The organism is Pseudomonas sp. GW821-FHT01E05, from assembly GCF_059422425.1.
Window position 1 is genome coordinate 450230 of sequence record NZ_JBWKWW010000004.1, and the last position, 16142, is coordinate 466371.

Annotated in this window: 12 protein-coding genes, 1 other RNA gene and 1 pseudogene; 11 read left to right on the top strand and 3 right to left on the bottom strand. The window is 56.8% G+C overall.

The genetic code is table 11. The features are described from left to right. Positions 1-39 precede the first annotated feature (39 nt). From AC07W5_RS11360 to AC07W5_RS11390, 7 genes and pseudogenes are all read left to right on the top strand, one after another. A complete protein-coding gene (locus tag AC07W5_RS11360; protein WP_495023365.1) occupies positions 40-864 on the top strand; it encodes a (Fe-S)-binding protein in 825 nt (274 codons plus the stop codon). Further along, entirely contained in the window at positions 861-2327 is a 1467-nt protein-coding gene (locus tag AC07W5_RS11365) for a LutB/LldF family L-lactate oxidation iron-sulfur protein (protein WP_494995365.1), read from the top strand. The genes AC07W5_RS11360 and AC07W5_RS11365 overlap by 4 nt, the downstream gene beginning before the upstream one ends. Next, the gene (locus tag AC07W5_RS11370; RefSeq protein WP_495023366.1) at positions 2327-2998 is read left to right on the top strand and encodes a LutC/YkgG family protein; all 672 of its coding nucleotides are present in this window, start codon (positions 2327-2329) and stop codon (positions 2996-2998) included. The genes AC07W5_RS11365 and AC07W5_RS11370 overlap by 1 nt, the downstream gene beginning before the upstream one ends. Further along, on the top strand, positions 2995-5805 hold the full coding sequence (locus tag AC07W5_RS11375; RefSeq protein WP_495023367.1) for an FAD-binding and (Fe-S)-binding domain-containing protein: 2811 nt from the start codon (positions 2995-2997) through the stop codon (positions 5803-5805). Before AC07W5_RS11370 ends, AC07W5_RS11375 begins: the two co-directional genes overlap by 4 nt. Positions 5806-5970: 165 nt before the next feature. Further along, a complete protein-coding gene (locus tag AC07W5_RS11380; RefSeq protein WP_495023368.1) occupies positions 5971-6246 on the top strand; it encodes a PA2433 domain-containing protein in 276 nt (91 codons plus the stop codon). Between the two features lie 116 nt (positions 6247-6362). Continuing rightward, positions 6363-6756: a transfer-messenger RNA gene (gene ssrA / locus AC07W5_RS11385) on the top strand. A 187-nt stretch (positions 6757-6943) separates the two neighbouring features. Then, positions 6944-8186: pseudogene (locus tag AC07W5_RS11390) on the top strand (integrase domain-containing protein). A gap of 469 nt (positions 8187-8655) precedes the next feature. Here the strand turns inward: AC07W5_RS11390 and AC07W5_RS11395 are convergent. Genes AC07W5_RS11395 through AC07W5_RS11405 form a run of 3 tightly spaced genes read right to left on the bottom strand, consistent with a single transcriptional unit; the run spans position 8656 to position 12079 of the window. Further along, positions 8656-9498 carry a hypothetical protein gene (locus tag AC07W5_RS11395; protein ID WP_495023369.1) on the bottom strand — a complete coding sequence of 281 codons (843 nt, stop codon included), beginning with the start codon at positions 9496-9498 and terminating at the stop codon, positions 8656-8658. Beyond that, positions 9495-10688 carry an AAA family ATPase gene (locus AC07W5_RS11400; RefSeq protein WP_495023370.1) on the bottom strand — a complete coding sequence of 398 codons (1194 nt, stop codon included), beginning with the start codon at positions 10686-10688 and terminating at the stop codon, positions 9495-9497. Before AC07W5_RS11400 ends, AC07W5_RS11395 begins: the two co-directional genes overlap by 4 nt. Further along, positions 10685-12079 carry a GmrSD restriction endonuclease domain-containing protein gene (locus tag AC07W5_RS11405; protein ID WP_495023371.1) on the bottom strand — a complete coding sequence of 465 codons (1395 nt, stop codon included), beginning with the start codon at positions 12077-12079 and terminating at the stop codon, positions 10685-10687. The genes AC07W5_RS11400 and AC07W5_RS11405 overlap by 4 nt, the downstream gene beginning before the upstream one ends. 1078 nt (positions 12080-13157) lie before the next feature. On the opposite strand from AC07W5_RS11405, the gene AC07W5_RS11410 reads away from it, so the two are divergent. Genes AC07W5_RS11410 through AC07W5_RS11425 form a run of 4 tightly spaced genes read left to right on the top strand, consistent with a single transcriptional unit; the run spans position 13158 to position 16107 of the window. Beyond that, positions 13158-14558, top strand: coding sequence for a YfjI family protein (locus AC07W5_RS11410; RefSeq protein ID WP_495023372.1), 1401 nt, complete (start codon positions 13158-13160; stop codon positions 14556-14558). Beyond that, positions 14542-14883 (top strand): hypothetical protein, encoded by a 342-nt coding sequence (locus AC07W5_RS11415; protein WP_495023373.1) that lies wholly within the window; start codon positions 14542-14544, stop codon positions 14881-14883. Before AC07W5_RS11410 ends, AC07W5_RS11415 begins: the two co-directional genes overlap by 17 nt. After that, the gene (locus AC07W5_RS11420) at positions 14861-15841 is read left to right on the top strand and encodes an integrase domain-containing protein (protein WP_495023374.1); all 981 of its coding nucleotides are present in this window, start codon (positions 14861-14863) and stop codon (positions 15839-15841) included. Before AC07W5_RS11415 ends, AC07W5_RS11420 begins: the two co-directional genes overlap by 23 nt. Then, complete coding sequence (locus AC07W5_RS11425) at positions 15838-16107, top strand: hypothetical protein (RefSeq protein ID WP_495023375.1); 270 nt, start codon at positions 15838-15840, stop codon at positions 16105-16107. Before AC07W5_RS11420 ends, AC07W5_RS11425 begins: the two co-directional genes overlap by 4 nt. Positions 16108-16142 lie beyond the last annotated feature (35 nt).

The window sequence follows — 16142 nt, forward strand, 5'->3', positions numbered from 1 at the left end:
CGCCAGACAGATAACCGGGACCACCCGGAGACGCGCCTGATGAGCGAGCTTTTTTACAACGCAGTGCCAAACGCGACCCGCCTCGCCCCGCCGCTGCCAGAACCGCGCCAATACCCGAGCGAGAAACCGCAAAAGGTTTATCTGTTCGGAACGTGCGTGGTTGACCTGTTTTATCCCGAAGCCGGGATGGACGCGATTCACCTGCTCGAGCGCGAAGGCATTCGTGTCGAATATCCGCAAGGGCAAAGCTGCTGCGGGCAGCCGGCCTACACCTCGGGTTACACCGAGCAGGCACGGCAGGTCGCGCGCGCGCAATTGGCGCTGTTCGCCGGGGACTATCCCGTGGTGGTGCCTTCGGGCTCCTGCGCAGGAATGTTGCGTGAACACTACGCTGACTTGTTCAAGGAAGAGCCGGACACCTTGAAACAGGTTCAGGCCCTGGCGGCGCGGACTTACGAATTGGCCGAGTTCCTGTTGTTCGTCTGCAAGGTGCAGCTCAAGGACAGCGGCCAACCGGTCAAGGTGGCGCTGCACACCTCGTGCTCGGCGCGTCGTGAGATGAACACCCATCTGCACGGCCGGGAGCTGTTGGCGCAATTGAGCAACGTGGAACGGGTAGAACACAGCCACGAAAGCGAATGCTGTGGCTTTGGCGGGACTTTCAGCGTCCGAATGCCGGACATCTCCGGTGCGATGGTCGCCGACAAGACCCGTGCATTGAAGGAATCCGGCGCGCACCAGGTGCTGAGTGCCGACTGCGGTTGTTTGATGAACATCAACGGCTCGCTGGAAAAACAGAACGAAGCGTTACGCGGGCAGCATCTGGCCAGCTTCCTCTGGCAGCGTACCGGAGGTGCGAGATGAGCACGCCAAGGCTGATTCCTGTTCACCAGGAGCACGTAGAAACGCAGGAAGATTTCCGCGCCCGGGCTCGCCAGGCGTTGGGGGACACGCAACTGCGAAACAATTTTCGCAATGCGATGGATTCACTGATGAGCAAACGTGCGGCGTCGTTCAGCGACGCCCACGAAAGAGAACATTTACGAGCGCTGGGCAATGCCGTCCGCGCTCGTGCGTTATCCAGGTTGCCCGACCTGCTCGAGCAGCTTGAACAGAACCTGACCCGCAACGGTGTGACAGTGCACTGGGCGGAAACGGTGGACGAGGCCAATGACCTCGTCCTCTCGATCATCCGGGCTCACGAGGCGCGGCAAGTGATCAAGGGCAAATCGATGGTCAGCGAAGAGATGGAAATGAACCATGTCCTCGCGGCTCAAGGCATTGAATGCCTGGAGTCGGACATGGGCGAATTTATCGTCCAGCTCGACCACGAGAAGCCTTCACACATCATTATGCCGGCGATCCACAAGAATGCCGGTCAGGTCGCGTCCTTGTTCCACGACAAACTTGGCGTGGAGTACACCAAGGACGTTGACCAACTTATTCAGATCGGTCGTAAGGTCTTGCGGCAGAAATTCTTCGAAGCGGACATCGGTGTCTCCGGCGTCAACTTCGCCGTGGCCGAAACCGGCACCCTGCTGCTGGTCGAGAACGAAGGCAACGGTCGCATGTCGACCACCGTTCCGCCCGTGCACATCGCCGTCACCGGGATCGAGAAAGTCGTCGAGAACCTGCGCGACGTGGTTCCCCTGCTCTCGCTGCTGACCCGCTCGGCCCTCGGCCAGCCGATTACTACTTACGTCAACATGATCTCCGGCCCGCGCAAAGCCCATGAGCTCGACGGTCCGCAAGAAGTGCATTTGGTGTTGCTGGACAACGGCCGCAGTCAGGCCTTTGCCGACAGCGAATTGCGCCAGACCCTGAACTGCATCCGCTGCGGCGCCTGCATGAACCATTGTCCGGTTTACACCCGCATCGGCGGCCATGCCTACGGCGAGGTCTACCCCGGCCCGATCGGCAAAATCATCACCCCGCACATGGTCGGCCTGGCGAAAGTCCCCGATCATCCGAGTGCCTCATCGCTGTGTGGTGCCTGCGGTGAAGTCTGCCCGGTGAAGATTCCAATCCCGGCATTGCTGCGCCGCCTGCGCGAAGAAAACGTCAAAGCCCCCGACAGCCCAAATCAGGTGATGCGCGGCCAAGGCAGCAAGTACTCGCGCAAAGAGCGCTTCATCTGGAACACCTGGGCGCGGCTCAACAGTTCGCCGACGCTGTACCGACTGTTTGGCTTCTTCGCCACCCGCCTGCGCGCCCTCACGCCGAGCAATGTCGGCCCCTGGACGCAAAACCACAGCGCACCCAAGCCTGCCGCCCGTTCACTGCACGACATGGCCCGCGAGCACCTGGCCAAACAGGGAGATCGTTGATGAGCGCCAAACAGAACATCCTCAACAAACTGCGCAAAAGCCTGACCGGCACCACGCCGCTGGCCGACAACTTCGACGAAGCGCTGGTGACCGAGCCGTGGACTTATCCGCCAGAACAACGCATCGCCCAACTGCGCAAACAGATGGAAGCGGTGCACACCGAAATCCACCTGACGTCCGAACAAGCGTGGCCCGAGCTGCTCGCGCAACTTTTGCGTGATCGCCAACTACCAAGCCTGTTGATCGCGCCGACGACGCCACACGGCAAGCGTGTGACCGAGCATTGGGCGAGCATTCCGCAGCCCTCGACGCTCAAAGCCTATGACCGTCCCGTGGAAGAATGGAAGGCCGAGCTGTTCAATGACACTCCGGCCAGCCTCACCACCACCCTCGGTGCCATCGCCGCCACCGGCAGCCTGATCATCTGGCCGACCCGCGAAGAACCCCGCTTGATGAGCCTGGTGCCACCGGTGCATTTCGCCCTGCTCAAGGCCAGCGAAATCCATGACAACTTCTATCAGGTGCAGCAGCAATTCGAATGGGCCCAAGGCATGCCGACCAACGCTCTGCTGGTGTCCGGCCCGTCGAAGACCGCCGACATCGAACAAGTACTGGCTTACGGCGCCCATGGCCCGAAAGACCTGGTAGTACTGATCCTGGAGGACCAATGAGTCTGCCAGCCGCTTTTGTGCGTGATGCACAGCTCCTGATTCCTCAAGATCGGCGTTTCGATGATCCGCTCTCGACACTCGCGTTCGGCACCGACGCCAGCTTCTATCGACTGATTCCCAAACTGGTGATCCGCGTCGAGTCTGAAGACGAGGTGGTCGCCCTGCTGAAACTGGCCCAGCGCGACCAGGTACCGGTGACCTTCCGCGCGGCGGGCACCAGCCTGTCTGGCCAGGCCATCAGCGACTCGGTGCTGATCGTCCTCGCAGACACCTGGGGCGGCAAAGAGATTCGCGGCCAGGGCACGCAGATCCGTCTGCAACCGGGCGTCATCGGCGCGCAAGCGAATGCCTGGCTGGCGCCGTTCGGACGCAAGATCGGCCCGGACCCGGCCTCGATCAACGCCTGCAAGATTGGCGGCATCGTCGCCAACAACGCCAGCGGCATGTGCTGCGGCACCGCGCAAAACACCTACCACACCCTGGCCGGCATTCGTCTGGTGCTGGCCGATGGCAGCTGTCTCGATACCGAAGACGCCCACAGCGTTGCGGCCTTCCGTGACAGTCATGCCGAGCTGCTGGAACGGCTGGCGACCCTCAGCCGCGAGACCCGCGCCAACACCGAACTGGCCGCGAAGATCCGCCACAAATATCGCCTGAAAAACACCACCGGCCTGTCACTCAACGCCCTGGTGGATTTCGATGAGCCGCTGGATATTCTCAGCCACTTGCTGGTGGGCTCCGAAGGCACGCTCGGGTTCATCAGCGCGGTGACCTACGACACGGTCATCGACCATCCGAACAAAGCCTCGGCACTGATCGTGTTCCCCGATGTCGAGACCTGCTGCAACGCCGTCACCGTACTCAAAAGCCAACCGGTCTCGGCCGTCGAACTGCTCGACCGCCGCAGCCTGCGCTCGGTGCAGGACAAACCCGGAATGCCGGCATTCGTTCAGCTATTGTCCGCCAACGCCTGCGCCTTGCTGATCGAATCCCGCGCCGCCACCTCAACGCTGCTGCAGGAGCAACTGGCGCAGATCATGGCCTCGCTGGCCTCATTCCCGGTGGAAAAGCAGGTCGACTTCACCGAAGACCCTGTGGAAAACGCCAAACTCTGGGCGATCCGCAAAGACACCTTCCCTGCGGTCGGCGCGGTGCGCAAAACCGGCACCACGGTGATCATCGAAGACGTGACCTTCCCGGTGGAACAACTGGCCATCGGCGTGAACCGTTTGATCGAGCTGCTCGACAAGCATCACTATGACGAAGCGATCCTGTTCGGCCACGCGCTGGAGGGCAATCTGCACTTCGTCTTCACCCAGGGCTTCAACAGCGCCGAAGAAGTCGCGCGCTACCAGGCCTTCATGGACGACGTCGCGCAACTGGTGGCGGTGGAGTTCGGCGGTTCGTTGAAAGCCGAGCACGGCACCGGGCGCAACATGGCACCGTTCGTTGAACTGGAATGGGGCAGCGACGCCTACCAACTGATGTGGCAGCTCAAACGCTTGCTCGATCCGCACGGGATTCTCAACCCGGACGTGGTGCTCAGCGAAGATCCACAAATCCACCTCAAGCACCTCAAGCCGCTACCCGCCGCCGACGAGATTGTGGATAAGTGCATCGAGTGCGGTTTCTGCGAACCGGTCTGCCCCTCGAAAGGCCTGACCCTGAGCCCGCGCCAGCGCATCGTGATCTGGCGCGATATCCAGGCGAAAAAACGCGCTGGCATTGATACCTCGGAGCTGGAGGAAGCCTACCAATATCAGGGCATCGACACCTGTGCCGCCACCGGTCTGTGCGCGCAACGTTGCCCGGTGGGAATCAACACCGGCGAACTGGTGAAGAAGCTGCGCGGCCGCAGCGCTAACCACACCAAAACCGCCGAATGGCTGGCGACGAACTTCAAGACTGCGCTGCAAGGTGCACGCTTCACTCTGCACGCCGCCAACGGCGCACGCAGGTTGCTGGGTGCGCCGCAGCTGGCGAAGATGTCTGCTGCGCTGAGCAAACTGTCCAAAGGCAAAGTCCCGCAATGGACCAACGCCATGCCGCAACCGGAACGGGCGATTCGCTTCAGTCCGCCAGTGACGGATCAACGTCCGCGTGTTGTGTACCTGGCCGCCTGCGTGTCGCGAATCATGGGGCCAGCGGCGGGCGATAAAGAGCAGATATCGCTCTACGACAAGACCCGCAGCCTGCTGGAAAAGGCCGGTTACCAAGTAGTGTTCCCGGACAATCAGGACAACCTTTGCTGCGGTCAGCCGTTCGCCTCCAAAGGCTACACCGAACAAGCCGAACACAAGCGTCAGGAACTGATCGGCGCTCTGCTGCACGCCAGTCGCGGCGGGCTCGATCCGATCTACTGCGACACCAGCCCCTGCACCTTGCGCCTGGTGCAAGACCTCGGTGATGTGCGGCTGGACCTCTACGACCCGGTGCGTTTTATCCGCATGCACTTGATGGACAGGCTCGACTTCACGCCTCAGGAAGAACCCATTGCGGTGCATGTCACGTGCAGTACTCAACACCTTGGGGAAAGCCAGGCGCTGATCGATCTGGCCCGCCGTTGCAGCAACAACGTGGTCATTCCCGAAGGCATACACTGCTGTGGTTTTGCCGGCGACAAGGGCTTTACCACGCCAGAGTTGAATGCTCATTCACTACGCACATTGAAGGATGCGGTGCAGTATTGCAGCGAAGGCATCTCCACCAGCCGCACCTGTGAAATTGGCCTGAGCCTGCATGGCGGGATCGATTATCATGGGCTGGTCTACCTCGTGGACCGGGTCACCCAGGCCAGAGCGGTCTGAAAGCGAGGCACTGAAAAAGGGGCATTTTTGCCCCTTTTTCGTACCCGCTCCCCGGAAAAATCTTCACCTCATCGCAAGCAAAACAGAACCCTTACACGCCGCCACAGTCCATGTGTTAAGCCTCAACGAGTGTGGCTCAAAGACCATCTGTTCCAGGAGATACCCATGAAGCGTTCTGCCCTGGCTGGACTGCTCATCACCGCAACAATGCTGGCCTCGCCCGCATTCGCTTCAAACGATAGCGATCAATGCGTGATGAACCTTCAAGCAGTCAATAACAAGCTGGCCAGCGCTACCACGCTGGACGCTGCCACCAAAGGCGTCGTCGTCACCAAAACCGAACAGGCCAAGGCCGCCCACAACGCAAACAATGACAAAGAGTGTGTTTCCCTGGCGCAGCAGGCGCTCCAGGACATTCAAAGTCACACGAATGGCCAATAGGGCCGGGCCAGAGCCAATCCAGAGCAGGCCCTGACGCACAGGCGCAGACAGAAGGTCGACTCGCCGCGCGCATTGGCGTACACTGCACCTACCTGCTGGTTATGCACAGCAGGTTCGGGGCCGTTTAGGATTCGACGCCGGTTGCGAAACTCTAGGTGCATGCCGAGTTGGTAACAGAACTCGTAAATCCACTGTTGCAACTACTTATAGTTGCCAATGACGAAACCTACGGGGAATACGCTCTCGCTGCGTAAGCAGCCTTAGCCCTTCCCTCCTGGTCACTTCGGTGCCAGCAATCATCAGGGGATGTCTGTAAACCCAAAGTGATTGTCATATAGAACAGAATCGCCGTGCAGTACGTTGTGGACGAAGCGGCTAAAACTTACACAACTCGCCCAAAGCACCCTGCCCGTCGGGTCGCTGAGGGTTAACTTAATAGACACGGCTACGCATGTAGTACCGACAGCGGAGTACTGGCGGACGGGGGTTCAAATCCCCCCGGCTCCACCACTTCATCATCTAAAGACGTCCACGGACGTCTTTTTTTGTGCCTGAAATCCGGCAAAATCAAGGGTTTCAGCGCCATTGCCTTCCGTAGAAGAATTTTGAGTTCCGCTCGTTTTGGTATTCCAAATGGTATTCCAGGCTCCCTGGTGGTAATTTTTGGAATACCAAAACGGTGTCAGAGGTAGCTCTCATGCCTGCTCAAGCCCATCGCCTATCCGACCGCCAGCTCAAGACGGTCAAGGCAAAAGATAAAGATTACGTCCTCAGCGATGGTGAGGGCCTTCAGCTCCGCGTCAGGAGCAATGGCTCGATGCTGTGGAACTTCAACTACCGCGAGCCGGTAACCAAAAACCGTATCAATATGGGGCTGGGCACGTACCCAGAGCTCTCACTAGCGAACGCCAGGAAAAAAGTGGTGGAAGCGCGCGAGCTGCTTGCACAAGGCATTGATCCCAAGGTGCAACGCAATGCACAGGACGCCGCCAAACGAGCGGAGACGGAACATACGTTCGAGAGCGTGGCCACCGAAGAAGGACTCTGTCACGCCGGCGTACGCCGAAGACATTTGGCGATCGCTCACGCTGCATGTATTTCCAGACCTGAAAGCAACGCCGCTCTCGAAAATTACCGCACCGATAGTCATCGAACTGCTTCGCCCAATCGAGGCCAAAGGCAGTCTCGAGACAGTGAAGCGGTTGAGCCAACGGCTCAACGAGATCATGACTTACGGGGTGAACTCCGGGCTGATTTTCGCTAACCCTCTCAGTGGCATTCGGGCAGTATTCAAGAAGCCCAAGAAAGAGAACATGGCCGCGCTACGACCCGATGAGCTTTCCGAGCTCATGGTGGAAATCGCGAACGCCAGCATCAAGCGGATCACCCGCTGCCTGATCGAATGGCAACTGCACACCATGACCCGTCCTGCTGAAGCGGCTACCACCCGATGGGCAGACATCGACTTCGACAAACGCATCTGGACCATCCCGCCGGAGCGCATGAAAAAGCGTCGTCCGCACACCATCCCGCTGACCGAACAGGCACTCGCATTACTGGAGACGCTCAAGCCCCACAGCGGCCACAGGGAGTACGTGTTCCCGGCAGATAGAAACCCGCGCACCCACGCCAATAGCCAGACCGCCAACATGGCGTTGAAACGCATGGGGTTCCAGGACCGCTTGGTCAGCCACGGCATGCGCTCCATGGCCAGCACCATCCTGAACGAGCATGGGTGGGATCCGGAGCTAATCGAAGTCGCGCTGGCGCATGTTGACAAGGACGAAGTCCGAAGCGCTTACAACCGAGCTGACTACATCGAGCGCCGGCGTCCGATGATGGCTTGGTGGAGTGAGCACATCCAGAAAGCGGCCACTGGCAACCTGTCGGCATCTGCGATCAATCAAACCAGGGACCACAACGTCGTGCCGATACGGTGAGCGCTCACCGGACGCCGCCAGTAACCGAGAATGACTCCCCAGATGGAGTGATGGTTGATTTGGCGACAGCGGCGACACCGGCGACAACCCGCGTAATACCTGGTTTGCAGCATGGCGACAGAAGTGGCGACTGTCGCCGTTGCAAGCCTCTCTCTTGGGGCTTTCTCGGCCAAGCCCACGCGAGCGGGAAGGCTCCGCATTCCCACTCGCATGGGCTCTACGTAATTACATCTCACTTGACCACCTAATTGCATTGCCACTGACCAGTCATCTGCATTCGCGCTGACCAGCCGTTTGCAGTTGATGGGTGTCAGCGGGTGCCACTCAGCGCGAGTGCGTCAGCCAAGCACTGAAGGACTGCAACCGACCCACAGCTGCCAGTCAGCACCGGAATAGACGGGCGGAAAGCAGACGTTTAGAGCTGGAAAACAAATAAATCTGCGTTTTTTTGCATCATCCCATAGCTGAATTAAAGATGTTTGCCGACGTGGCCAACCAGGATTTTATTGTAAAATCTGTCATGGGAACGCGGACAGAAATAGATGCGATGATAATGATACTGACCCTGAACATCTGCTCTTTCGAGTTTCATGTGGGGTTCGCACAGAACAGACTCGGAACGATCCCGATCTAAAGAGAATGAAAACGTAAGTGCTTTCTTTCGCTCTCCATTACCCTCCAAACTTGTAGGGCAATTACTTTTGGATGAAAACGCCCTCAACATTGCAGGTAAGTCACCGTTTTCCTCCTCGACCCAGTCATCATTCAAGCTGGCGAGGCTGCGCGTAATAGTAGCGGAATAAGGGGCATGCCCTCCATCAAAACTATTCATACAGTCAGGAAAGTCAATGCTAAACTTCAATCTTGGGAATGCCACTAAAAAATCAGCATAAAAATCTTTCACAGGCTTAATATTAAGGCTTAGGTCCAGACGAACAAAACGGACCCAGTCGCCATTGGAGGCCAGTGCGTTGTCATCTTCACTGGGCAAAAGCCCGAGTGTTCCTACTATTGAGGCGTTATCAAGGTGCTGTTTATTCATGATCGGTGATTGATCGATCATGAGCCTGAAGCCGGCTAGACAGTCGTGGGATAAGCTCTTTGCTGCATCACCATAAATTACGTCACAGAGGCTTACACCAGGAAGTACTTCTACTTCATATAGTGAGTCTTCTTTCCTTACAACCTCTCCAGAATCCACAATTACTTTGTGCAGACTAACCAAGCGTTCAGCACAGTCCTCTAGGTGGTGTTCCTCAATTGCCCCGTTCCCGTTATAGCGATCATTTCGGTGATGCAGCAAACGAGTCATTGTTTTTCTTCCATTGCTGTGCGCTTTGCTTTGCGAGCCTTCATGAGTGCCGCCAGATCACTTCCTTGCTGATCAAAAAAACCACGCGGCCAAGCACTCAACTCTGCTAATGCATCTACTGAAATAGACTCAATTTTTGGTTGCGTGTCACCGTCTGTGGCAGAAAAAAATATCAACCCTACTTCGTTGAAGTCAACCATATCGTTTATAGCTGCAAGGCGAACACCATTGATTACATTTTCCGAATGTGTCTCGATAACAACTTGTACTCCCGTGCTCGCGACCGCAGCTAAGAACTGAGCAACCGCCGATTGTGCAGCTGGATGCAAATGCGCTTCCGGATTTTCGACGATCAGCATCGCACCCGGAGGGCACAATAGTCCACTTACTATAATGGGCAGCACATAGCTTATGCCAAAGCCTGTGCTGGTGGGTGAAAGAGGTGCTACAGGCGTACCTGCCTTCTCGATGCTCAACCGCACACGATTTATTTCTGGGTAGGGATGAGAGAACAACTGGATATTTGGAACCAGTAACCGCATCCAAGCTTCTAGCTGTACTTTGAAAAGGTTCGATCCGCTAATGAGGCATAATTTTTCGTCAACCGTTAAATTCTGTGTTTCGGCACGAGAGATGGCATCAGCCGTATGCTCTCCTGCCAAACCAGTGGTTACATAATGCTCATCCGAGACCTCACTAAGATCACGAGGGCCATTACGCTCTGCAACAAGGTAATGGAACTGATCAGAAAACACCGGTAGCTGCCCTGTCTTGTTGAAAATCTCACTCGAGCGGCCGCCACGATAATGTGCTTGTACTGTAACTTTTGCATTAACCGTATCCGCAATAAATTTTGCCGACACCGGTGGCACACCACTCGCTTCAGGCCGAACCTCAATCTCAATCTCATCAGATTCCAATTCGTCATTGGTCAATCGCAGGCTGTTTCCAAGAGCCAGTCGATAGGGTCCATTAAGCCTTATTGGGAATTCAACATCCTTTTCTGCTGCGAGAGCGCCAACATCCTCGAGCTTACGCAATTGATCAGCTGCCTGCCTTAACAGAAGCAGAGACTGAATCAAACTGGACTTACCAACACCATTTCCACCGCAGACGACTGTAATTGCCTTAAATGGGATTTCCACATCTTTGAAGCATTTGAAGTTTTTAACTATTAAACTACCAATCATATGTGGTCCCTGCAGATGCTCTGAAACTTAGAAAGCGCGTAAAAAATTCGCTTGCGATCATTAGTGCCGGATGTGACACAATCATAAAGATATGCATCACCCTCAAGCTCAGCAGCCAGGTAGTGTGAAAAATCGCCATATGGAACTCCGTGGATGTCCATATAATGATAATCTGCCAGAACCAGTGACCATGTCGTAAATAATGAACTGTTAATTAAGCGCCGCCGGGCACCGGGCTCCAAATGTTCTGGCAAACACTTCCTAAATGCATGATCGCCAAACAGATGAGCTGCGTTTTCCATCGCCCTAATAAAGCTATTGTGTAGCGAATTAAGTAAGTCGTGCGGCGCATCATTCAACACGTCGATTGCATGATCGAGAAAGCGGTCCATGTTGCCCGAGTACTCTGGCAACTCTTCAAAATGATATGACAATCGAAACGCGAGAAAGCGAAGGACAAGCTCTTGATCTTGCATCCGCACAACGCCGATACTATGTCCGGTAGCAACTAAAAACTCTTCAGAGCCAGACAGCGACTGAATAAGGTTTCGTGTTGAGGGCGAGGACATGCAGTTTCTGATTTCCTGTGCGTTCAGCGGCCGCCCCCCTTGGTTAATACGCTTGAATATATCAAACTTAACATCCATAGGGGTTTGAGGATCTATAATGTTTACCATTATCTGAGTCTGCAAAATACGCTTCCGGTACCGCTGATCGATACACAGATCAGGGTCTTTATGCCGAAAATATTTACCCTCCTCTCCCTTCAAGTACTCAAGATCCTTCAAACGCAAATCATTGTTTAAAAACTGGCGAATGACGGTCAGTCGCTGAAGACCGTCAACAACCTGAAGCGTCCCATTGCGATCCTGAGCCATATAGAAAACGGGTAATGGAATCCTTAACATGATCGATTCGATCAGCCTGGAACGCGCACCAGCATCAGTCCATACAAATTTTCGTTGAAAGTCAGGTGATAAATTGATATCACCATCTTCGATCATTTCGTAAACCAGACTTATGTTGAATGGCTTAGTATCAATACGAATACTTTCAGGGTCATAAGGATAATCAAATTCGTCGGTGCTTCTCACCGCATCGTCTGTATATTCGACACCCCCACTTTGCTGAATTTCAGCGTCTGCCATGTGCGCTAGAAACTGCTCAATGATTTCCTCAGATGATGAATCGATATTTTCAGGTATGTCTACACCAATATGACCTTCAGAAGATCGAAAAATGCTAATACGGGGATACCTAGACGTCCATTTACGCCGACCACGTCTGTCGACATCGCGCTCTATTAGTTGAACCGATATCGACTCACCATCAGCCATGCGTAGAAATATCAACAAAGGGGATTGCTCCAAAGCATTTTCATACGTGAGCATTCTAGCTCGATGAACGTCTAGACGGCGAGACAAGCTCTAAAAAGGCCAACTCGAATCCCTAGGTAGGTCGGTATCAACGCCTCTGGAAGTCTCAAGCTCCGACTACGCTGCGCTTGCAGGACGGCTTTGTGACGTTCAGGAGAGTTTTGTAAGGAGCTCAAAGGCTGTTCTTGGCCGAAAGAGGGCCCGACGTGAGCGTCCGCAAATGGCCGTTCTCCGCCGGTCGTCACTACGGCGTGTGCTGGTCAAGTCCATGCAATTACGCAGGCTCACATTAAAGACCGACGAACGACCACCCGGCCATAGAAAACCACCGGCCTCCAAGGTTTTCCAGCGTTATCAATTGGCGCAACAGCGCCCCCAAAAACTGTTGACCGCGAGCAGAACGAGCGCTAAACCAGAACCGTACAAGCGCTGTCCTCGACAGCACCCAGGTAGCCAGAACCTTTGAGGCTACGCCACACCGTGGTGGTTCTCCCCAAGTGCGATTAGCGTCCGGCGGCTCGCACGATCACAGCGATGTGATGGACGCCACTTCTTCCAGCATGCCCACTGCGGCAACTCTTGCCCCCTCCTGGCTGCTCTGCAGCAACTTATCCGCTTGGCCATTTCTTGCGCCAACCTGCGCCCGTCTCTTTACCCCCTAAAGAGACGGGCGCTCCTACCGCTGCTGCAGCCCAACTCGTACAAGGCTTTGCGGCACTCCCCTTCATGACAATCGGCGTGACAAACACCGAAGTCACCAGCAACAGCGATGCCGATGATGGTGCCGCAGCCCACGGAATGGACTGCACCTGACTGACAGTCAGGCATGCCCCGGTCATCGCATCACTGCCTTCACCCGGCTCAGGATCTCGCGGCATCGGTCTCGTCAGCCAGTGCAGCCTCCACCCGCCCACTTCTTCGGAAGTGCTCAGGAGGCCAGATCATGAGATGCCCAAGCTCCCGGTCGTAAGGAGCCGTCAGTCCCGCGTCAGTGGACAACCCTCACAGGTCGCAGGGGCCTTGATCCCTGATAACACTCAACAACCGTGGCGGGATGAGTGAGGACGAAGTCGATAATCTCAGGAGAATGGCGATGCAACTGTGCGAAGCGTTCGAGCCACCACAACCATTACTGGAATACCAGCAGGCGCCACTGCCCTACCCAGTCGAATCACTCGGGGATCTGTTAGGCCCTGCGGTCGAACGCTTGGCCGAGGTGATCGGCGTGCCCTGCGCCATGGCCGCGCAATCGGTGCTGGCCAGCGCTGCTCTGGTGAGCCAGGGTCATGCCAATGTCCAACTCGACGGCCGAACCTATCCGCTGTCCCTCTACCTACTGACGGTGGCGTCCTCGGGTGATCGCAAAAGCGCGGTGGATCACCTGGCACTGAAGGCAGCGCGCGACTGGGAACGACAGCATTGGACCCTGTATGCGGAAAAGCTCAAAGCCTATCGCGCCGCCAGCGGCATCATGACCCAACCCAAAACCGCAAAGAAACACACGGCGGTGGAAGGCGGTGAGCTATCTGAGCCGGTACCGCCGAGACTGATCATTGCCGAGTCGACCATTGAGGCCCTGGTCAAAAGCCTGTGCCATGGCTTACCCAGCATGGGCTTGTTCAATGATGAAGGCGGCCAGTTCTTGGGCAGCAGCACCATGAGCAAAGAGAATTTGCTCAAGGCGATCACCACCTTGTCGACACTGTGTGATGGCAGCCCGATCGACCGGGCCCGCTCCATGGCCGGAGAAAGCCTGCGCGCCTATGACCGCCGCCTCAGCCTGCATCTGATGCTGCAACCCTACCTGGCCAACCAGCTACTCAAAGACCCGGTGATCAATGGCCAAGGCATCCTGGGCCGTTGCCTTATCAGTTGGCCCGAGCGCTTGGCCGGCCAACGACTCTACAAGGCGATCGATCTGACCCGAGATGCCAAAGTCCAGCGCTACCAACAGCGGATCACCACCTTGCTGCAAAAGCCCTGGTCGCTTCACAAGGATGGATCACTCAATCCCATCACGCTGGAACTGACTCCCCGTGCCCGTCGTGCCTGGATCGATATTCACGACACCATCGAGTGCCAGTCTGGCGAGTTCGGCGAGCTCGCCGGCGTCCAGCCTGTCGCGAGTAAGGCCGCGGCGAATGTACTGCGTATCGCGGGCGTGTTGGCCATGGTTGAAGAGGCCAGTGCGTTGGACGAAGCGCACATTCAGCGCGCCTCCACGTTGATGGATTACTACCTGGCCGAGATCCAGCGCCTGACCGAACAGGCGCCGGTCAATAGCCGATGCGAAGAGGCGGATCGACTGCTGCGCTGGCTGGTGCAGAAAGGCTGGACTCACTTCACCATTCGCGACGTCAATCGCAACGGCCCTCGTTTTGCCCGTAAGAGCGCTGACCATACCGCCTCTTTATTGGTCGTGCTGATCACTCATCGCTGGCTGAGCAGCCGCGACGGAAAAACTTTCGAGGTCCGCCATGTTTCGCCTCAATGACGCAGTACGCCGCTACCAAGCGCAACATCAATTGCAACCAGAATCGCGGCGTGTCGCCGCCTCTGTCGCCACCCTGTCGCCACGCGCCAGGCCAGGAACGACGCGGGTTGTCGCCACACCACCCTTGGACCCTGCCCTCCTCGCCCGGCTGATCGAGCAACTGCGTGAGGAAGGGGCACTGCTGCAACACCACGAGAACACCCTCCTGATCCGCCCGACGCACTGGCGGCAGATGGACAGGCTCAGCCCTCACTGGAAAGCCCTGCTGCTCTTTCTGCAAACAAACGAAAACGGTGATGACGATGACCTTGATCAGTCGGCGTGAGGGTCGCAACTTTGGCTATGGCCGCCAGCTGAGCTACGCCGGCCCACAAGCGCTAAAGGATCTGTTTGCCGGCGGCCACTTCGCCACGGTGAAAGCGCATAGCGATCGCTGGCAAGCGTTCGTGCGTTGGTGTCGATCAGAGGACGGCCCTGGTTACAACGATGCGCGCCAGATCGATCGACTAACGCTGCAGGACTACGCCGCTTACCTGCGCCAGCAGATCCAACAAGGCGAACTCAGCATCTCCACCGCGCAGAACCGCCTGAGCAGCGTCAACCGCACCCTCGCGGCGCTGCGCGGTGATCAGGACGTGAGGATCGCCAGTCCGAGCCAGGCGTTAGGCCTGCAACGCTCGACCGTACGCACCCGCGCGCCGGATGGCCAAGACCACCAACAGGTACAGCGAGTGCTTGAGGTACTTGGCGAACAGCACCACGAGCGGGTGGCCGCGATTGTCCGTCTGGCCCGAGCAACCGGCATGCGCCTGCGCGAGGCGATCCTGGCTGATCTGCCACGCTTGCACCGCGAAGCCGAACACTTAGGCCGCATCAACATCCAGGACGGCACCAAAGGCGGCCGCTCAGGCGCTTCAGCGCCGCGCTGGGTCGTGGCCAATGAAGAGGTGAAGGCGGCGCTACAGTTGGCTCGTCATGCATCGCCGCCCCGCAGCCGCAACTTGCTGGCCCAAGACGAAAGCTATGCCACGTTCCTGCAACAAACCGTGCGCCCCGCCCGCGAGACGTTACATGAACAAGGGTTGAAGGGGTTTCATGAACTACGAGCGGCCTACGCCTGCGAACGTTACGAGCAGCTCACGGGCCACGCCGCACCGATCAATGGCGGCCACTGCTATCGCATTGATCACGGCCTTGATCGACGGACGCGGCAACAGATCAGCCTTGAGCTCGGGCATAACCGAATTGATGTGGTTTCGGCCTACATAGGAGGCGTAACTTGAAAAAGCCCTTCGATATGGCGCTGTTCCTGAGCGGCGTACTGACCGGCTCGAAGATCACGCAGCAACGCCACCTACGGCAAGCCAAAATCATGCAAGCGGCCATTCAACAACGATGGCAACGAGACAATCCCTGGACCTGGCAGTTGAAACATCTGCGCTGGTTTCTGGCTCAGCACCTGAAAGACCACTCCGATGCCACGCGGTATTACTACCGGCTTACCGCTCTATTGGTCTGGAAGCGATTGGGAAAAACTGAAAAGCACTGATCATTCGTTCATCAGGCCTCAAGCACCAGTGAGTC

Excerpts from the sequence above, each read along its gene's own strand:
- AC07W5_RS11360 (WP_495023365.1), top strand. The coding sequence starts at position 40 with ATGAGCGAGCTTTTTTACAACGCAGTGCCAAACGCGACCCGCCTCGCC.
- AC07W5_RS11365 (WP_494995365.1), top strand. The coding sequence starts at position 861 with ATGAGCACGCCAAGGCTGATTCCTGTTCACCAGGAGCACGTAGAAACG.
- AC07W5_RS11370 (WP_495023366.1), top strand. The coding sequence starts at position 2,327 with ATGAGCGCCAAACAGAACATCCTCAACAAACTGCGCAAAAGCCTGACC.
- AC07W5_RS11375 (WP_495023367.1), top strand. The coding sequence starts at position 2,995 with ATGAGTCTGCCAGCCGCTTTTGTGCGTGATGCACAGCTCCTGATTCCT.
- AC07W5_RS11380 (WP_495023368.1), top strand. The coding sequence starts at position 5,971 with ATGAAGCGTTCTGCCCTGGCTGGACTGCTCATCACCGCAACAATGCTG.
- AC07W5_RS11395 (WP_495023369.1), bottom strand. The coding sequence starts at position 9,498 with ATGACTCGTTTGCTGCATCACCGAAATGATCGCTATAACGGGAACGGG.
- AC07W5_RS11400 (WP_495023370.1), bottom strand. The coding sequence starts at position 10,688 with ATGATTGGTAGTTTAATAGTTAAAAACTTCAAATGCTTCAAAGATGTG.
- AC07W5_RS11405 (WP_495023371.1), bottom strand. The coding sequence starts at position 12,079 with ATGCTCACGTATGAAAATGCTTTGGAGCAATCCCCTTTGTTGATATTT.
- AC07W5_RS11410 (WP_495023372.1), top strand. The coding sequence starts at position 13,158 with ATGCAACTGTGCGAAGCGTTCGAGCCACCACAACCATTACTGGAATAC.
- AC07W5_RS11415 (WP_495023373.1), top strand. The coding sequence starts at position 14,542 with ATGTTTCGCCTCAATGACGCAGTACGCCGCTACCAAGCGCAACATCAA.
- AC07W5_RS11420 (WP_495023374.1), top strand. The coding sequence starts at position 14,861 with ATGACCTTGATCAGTCGGCGTGAGGGTCGCAACTTTGGCTATGGCCGC.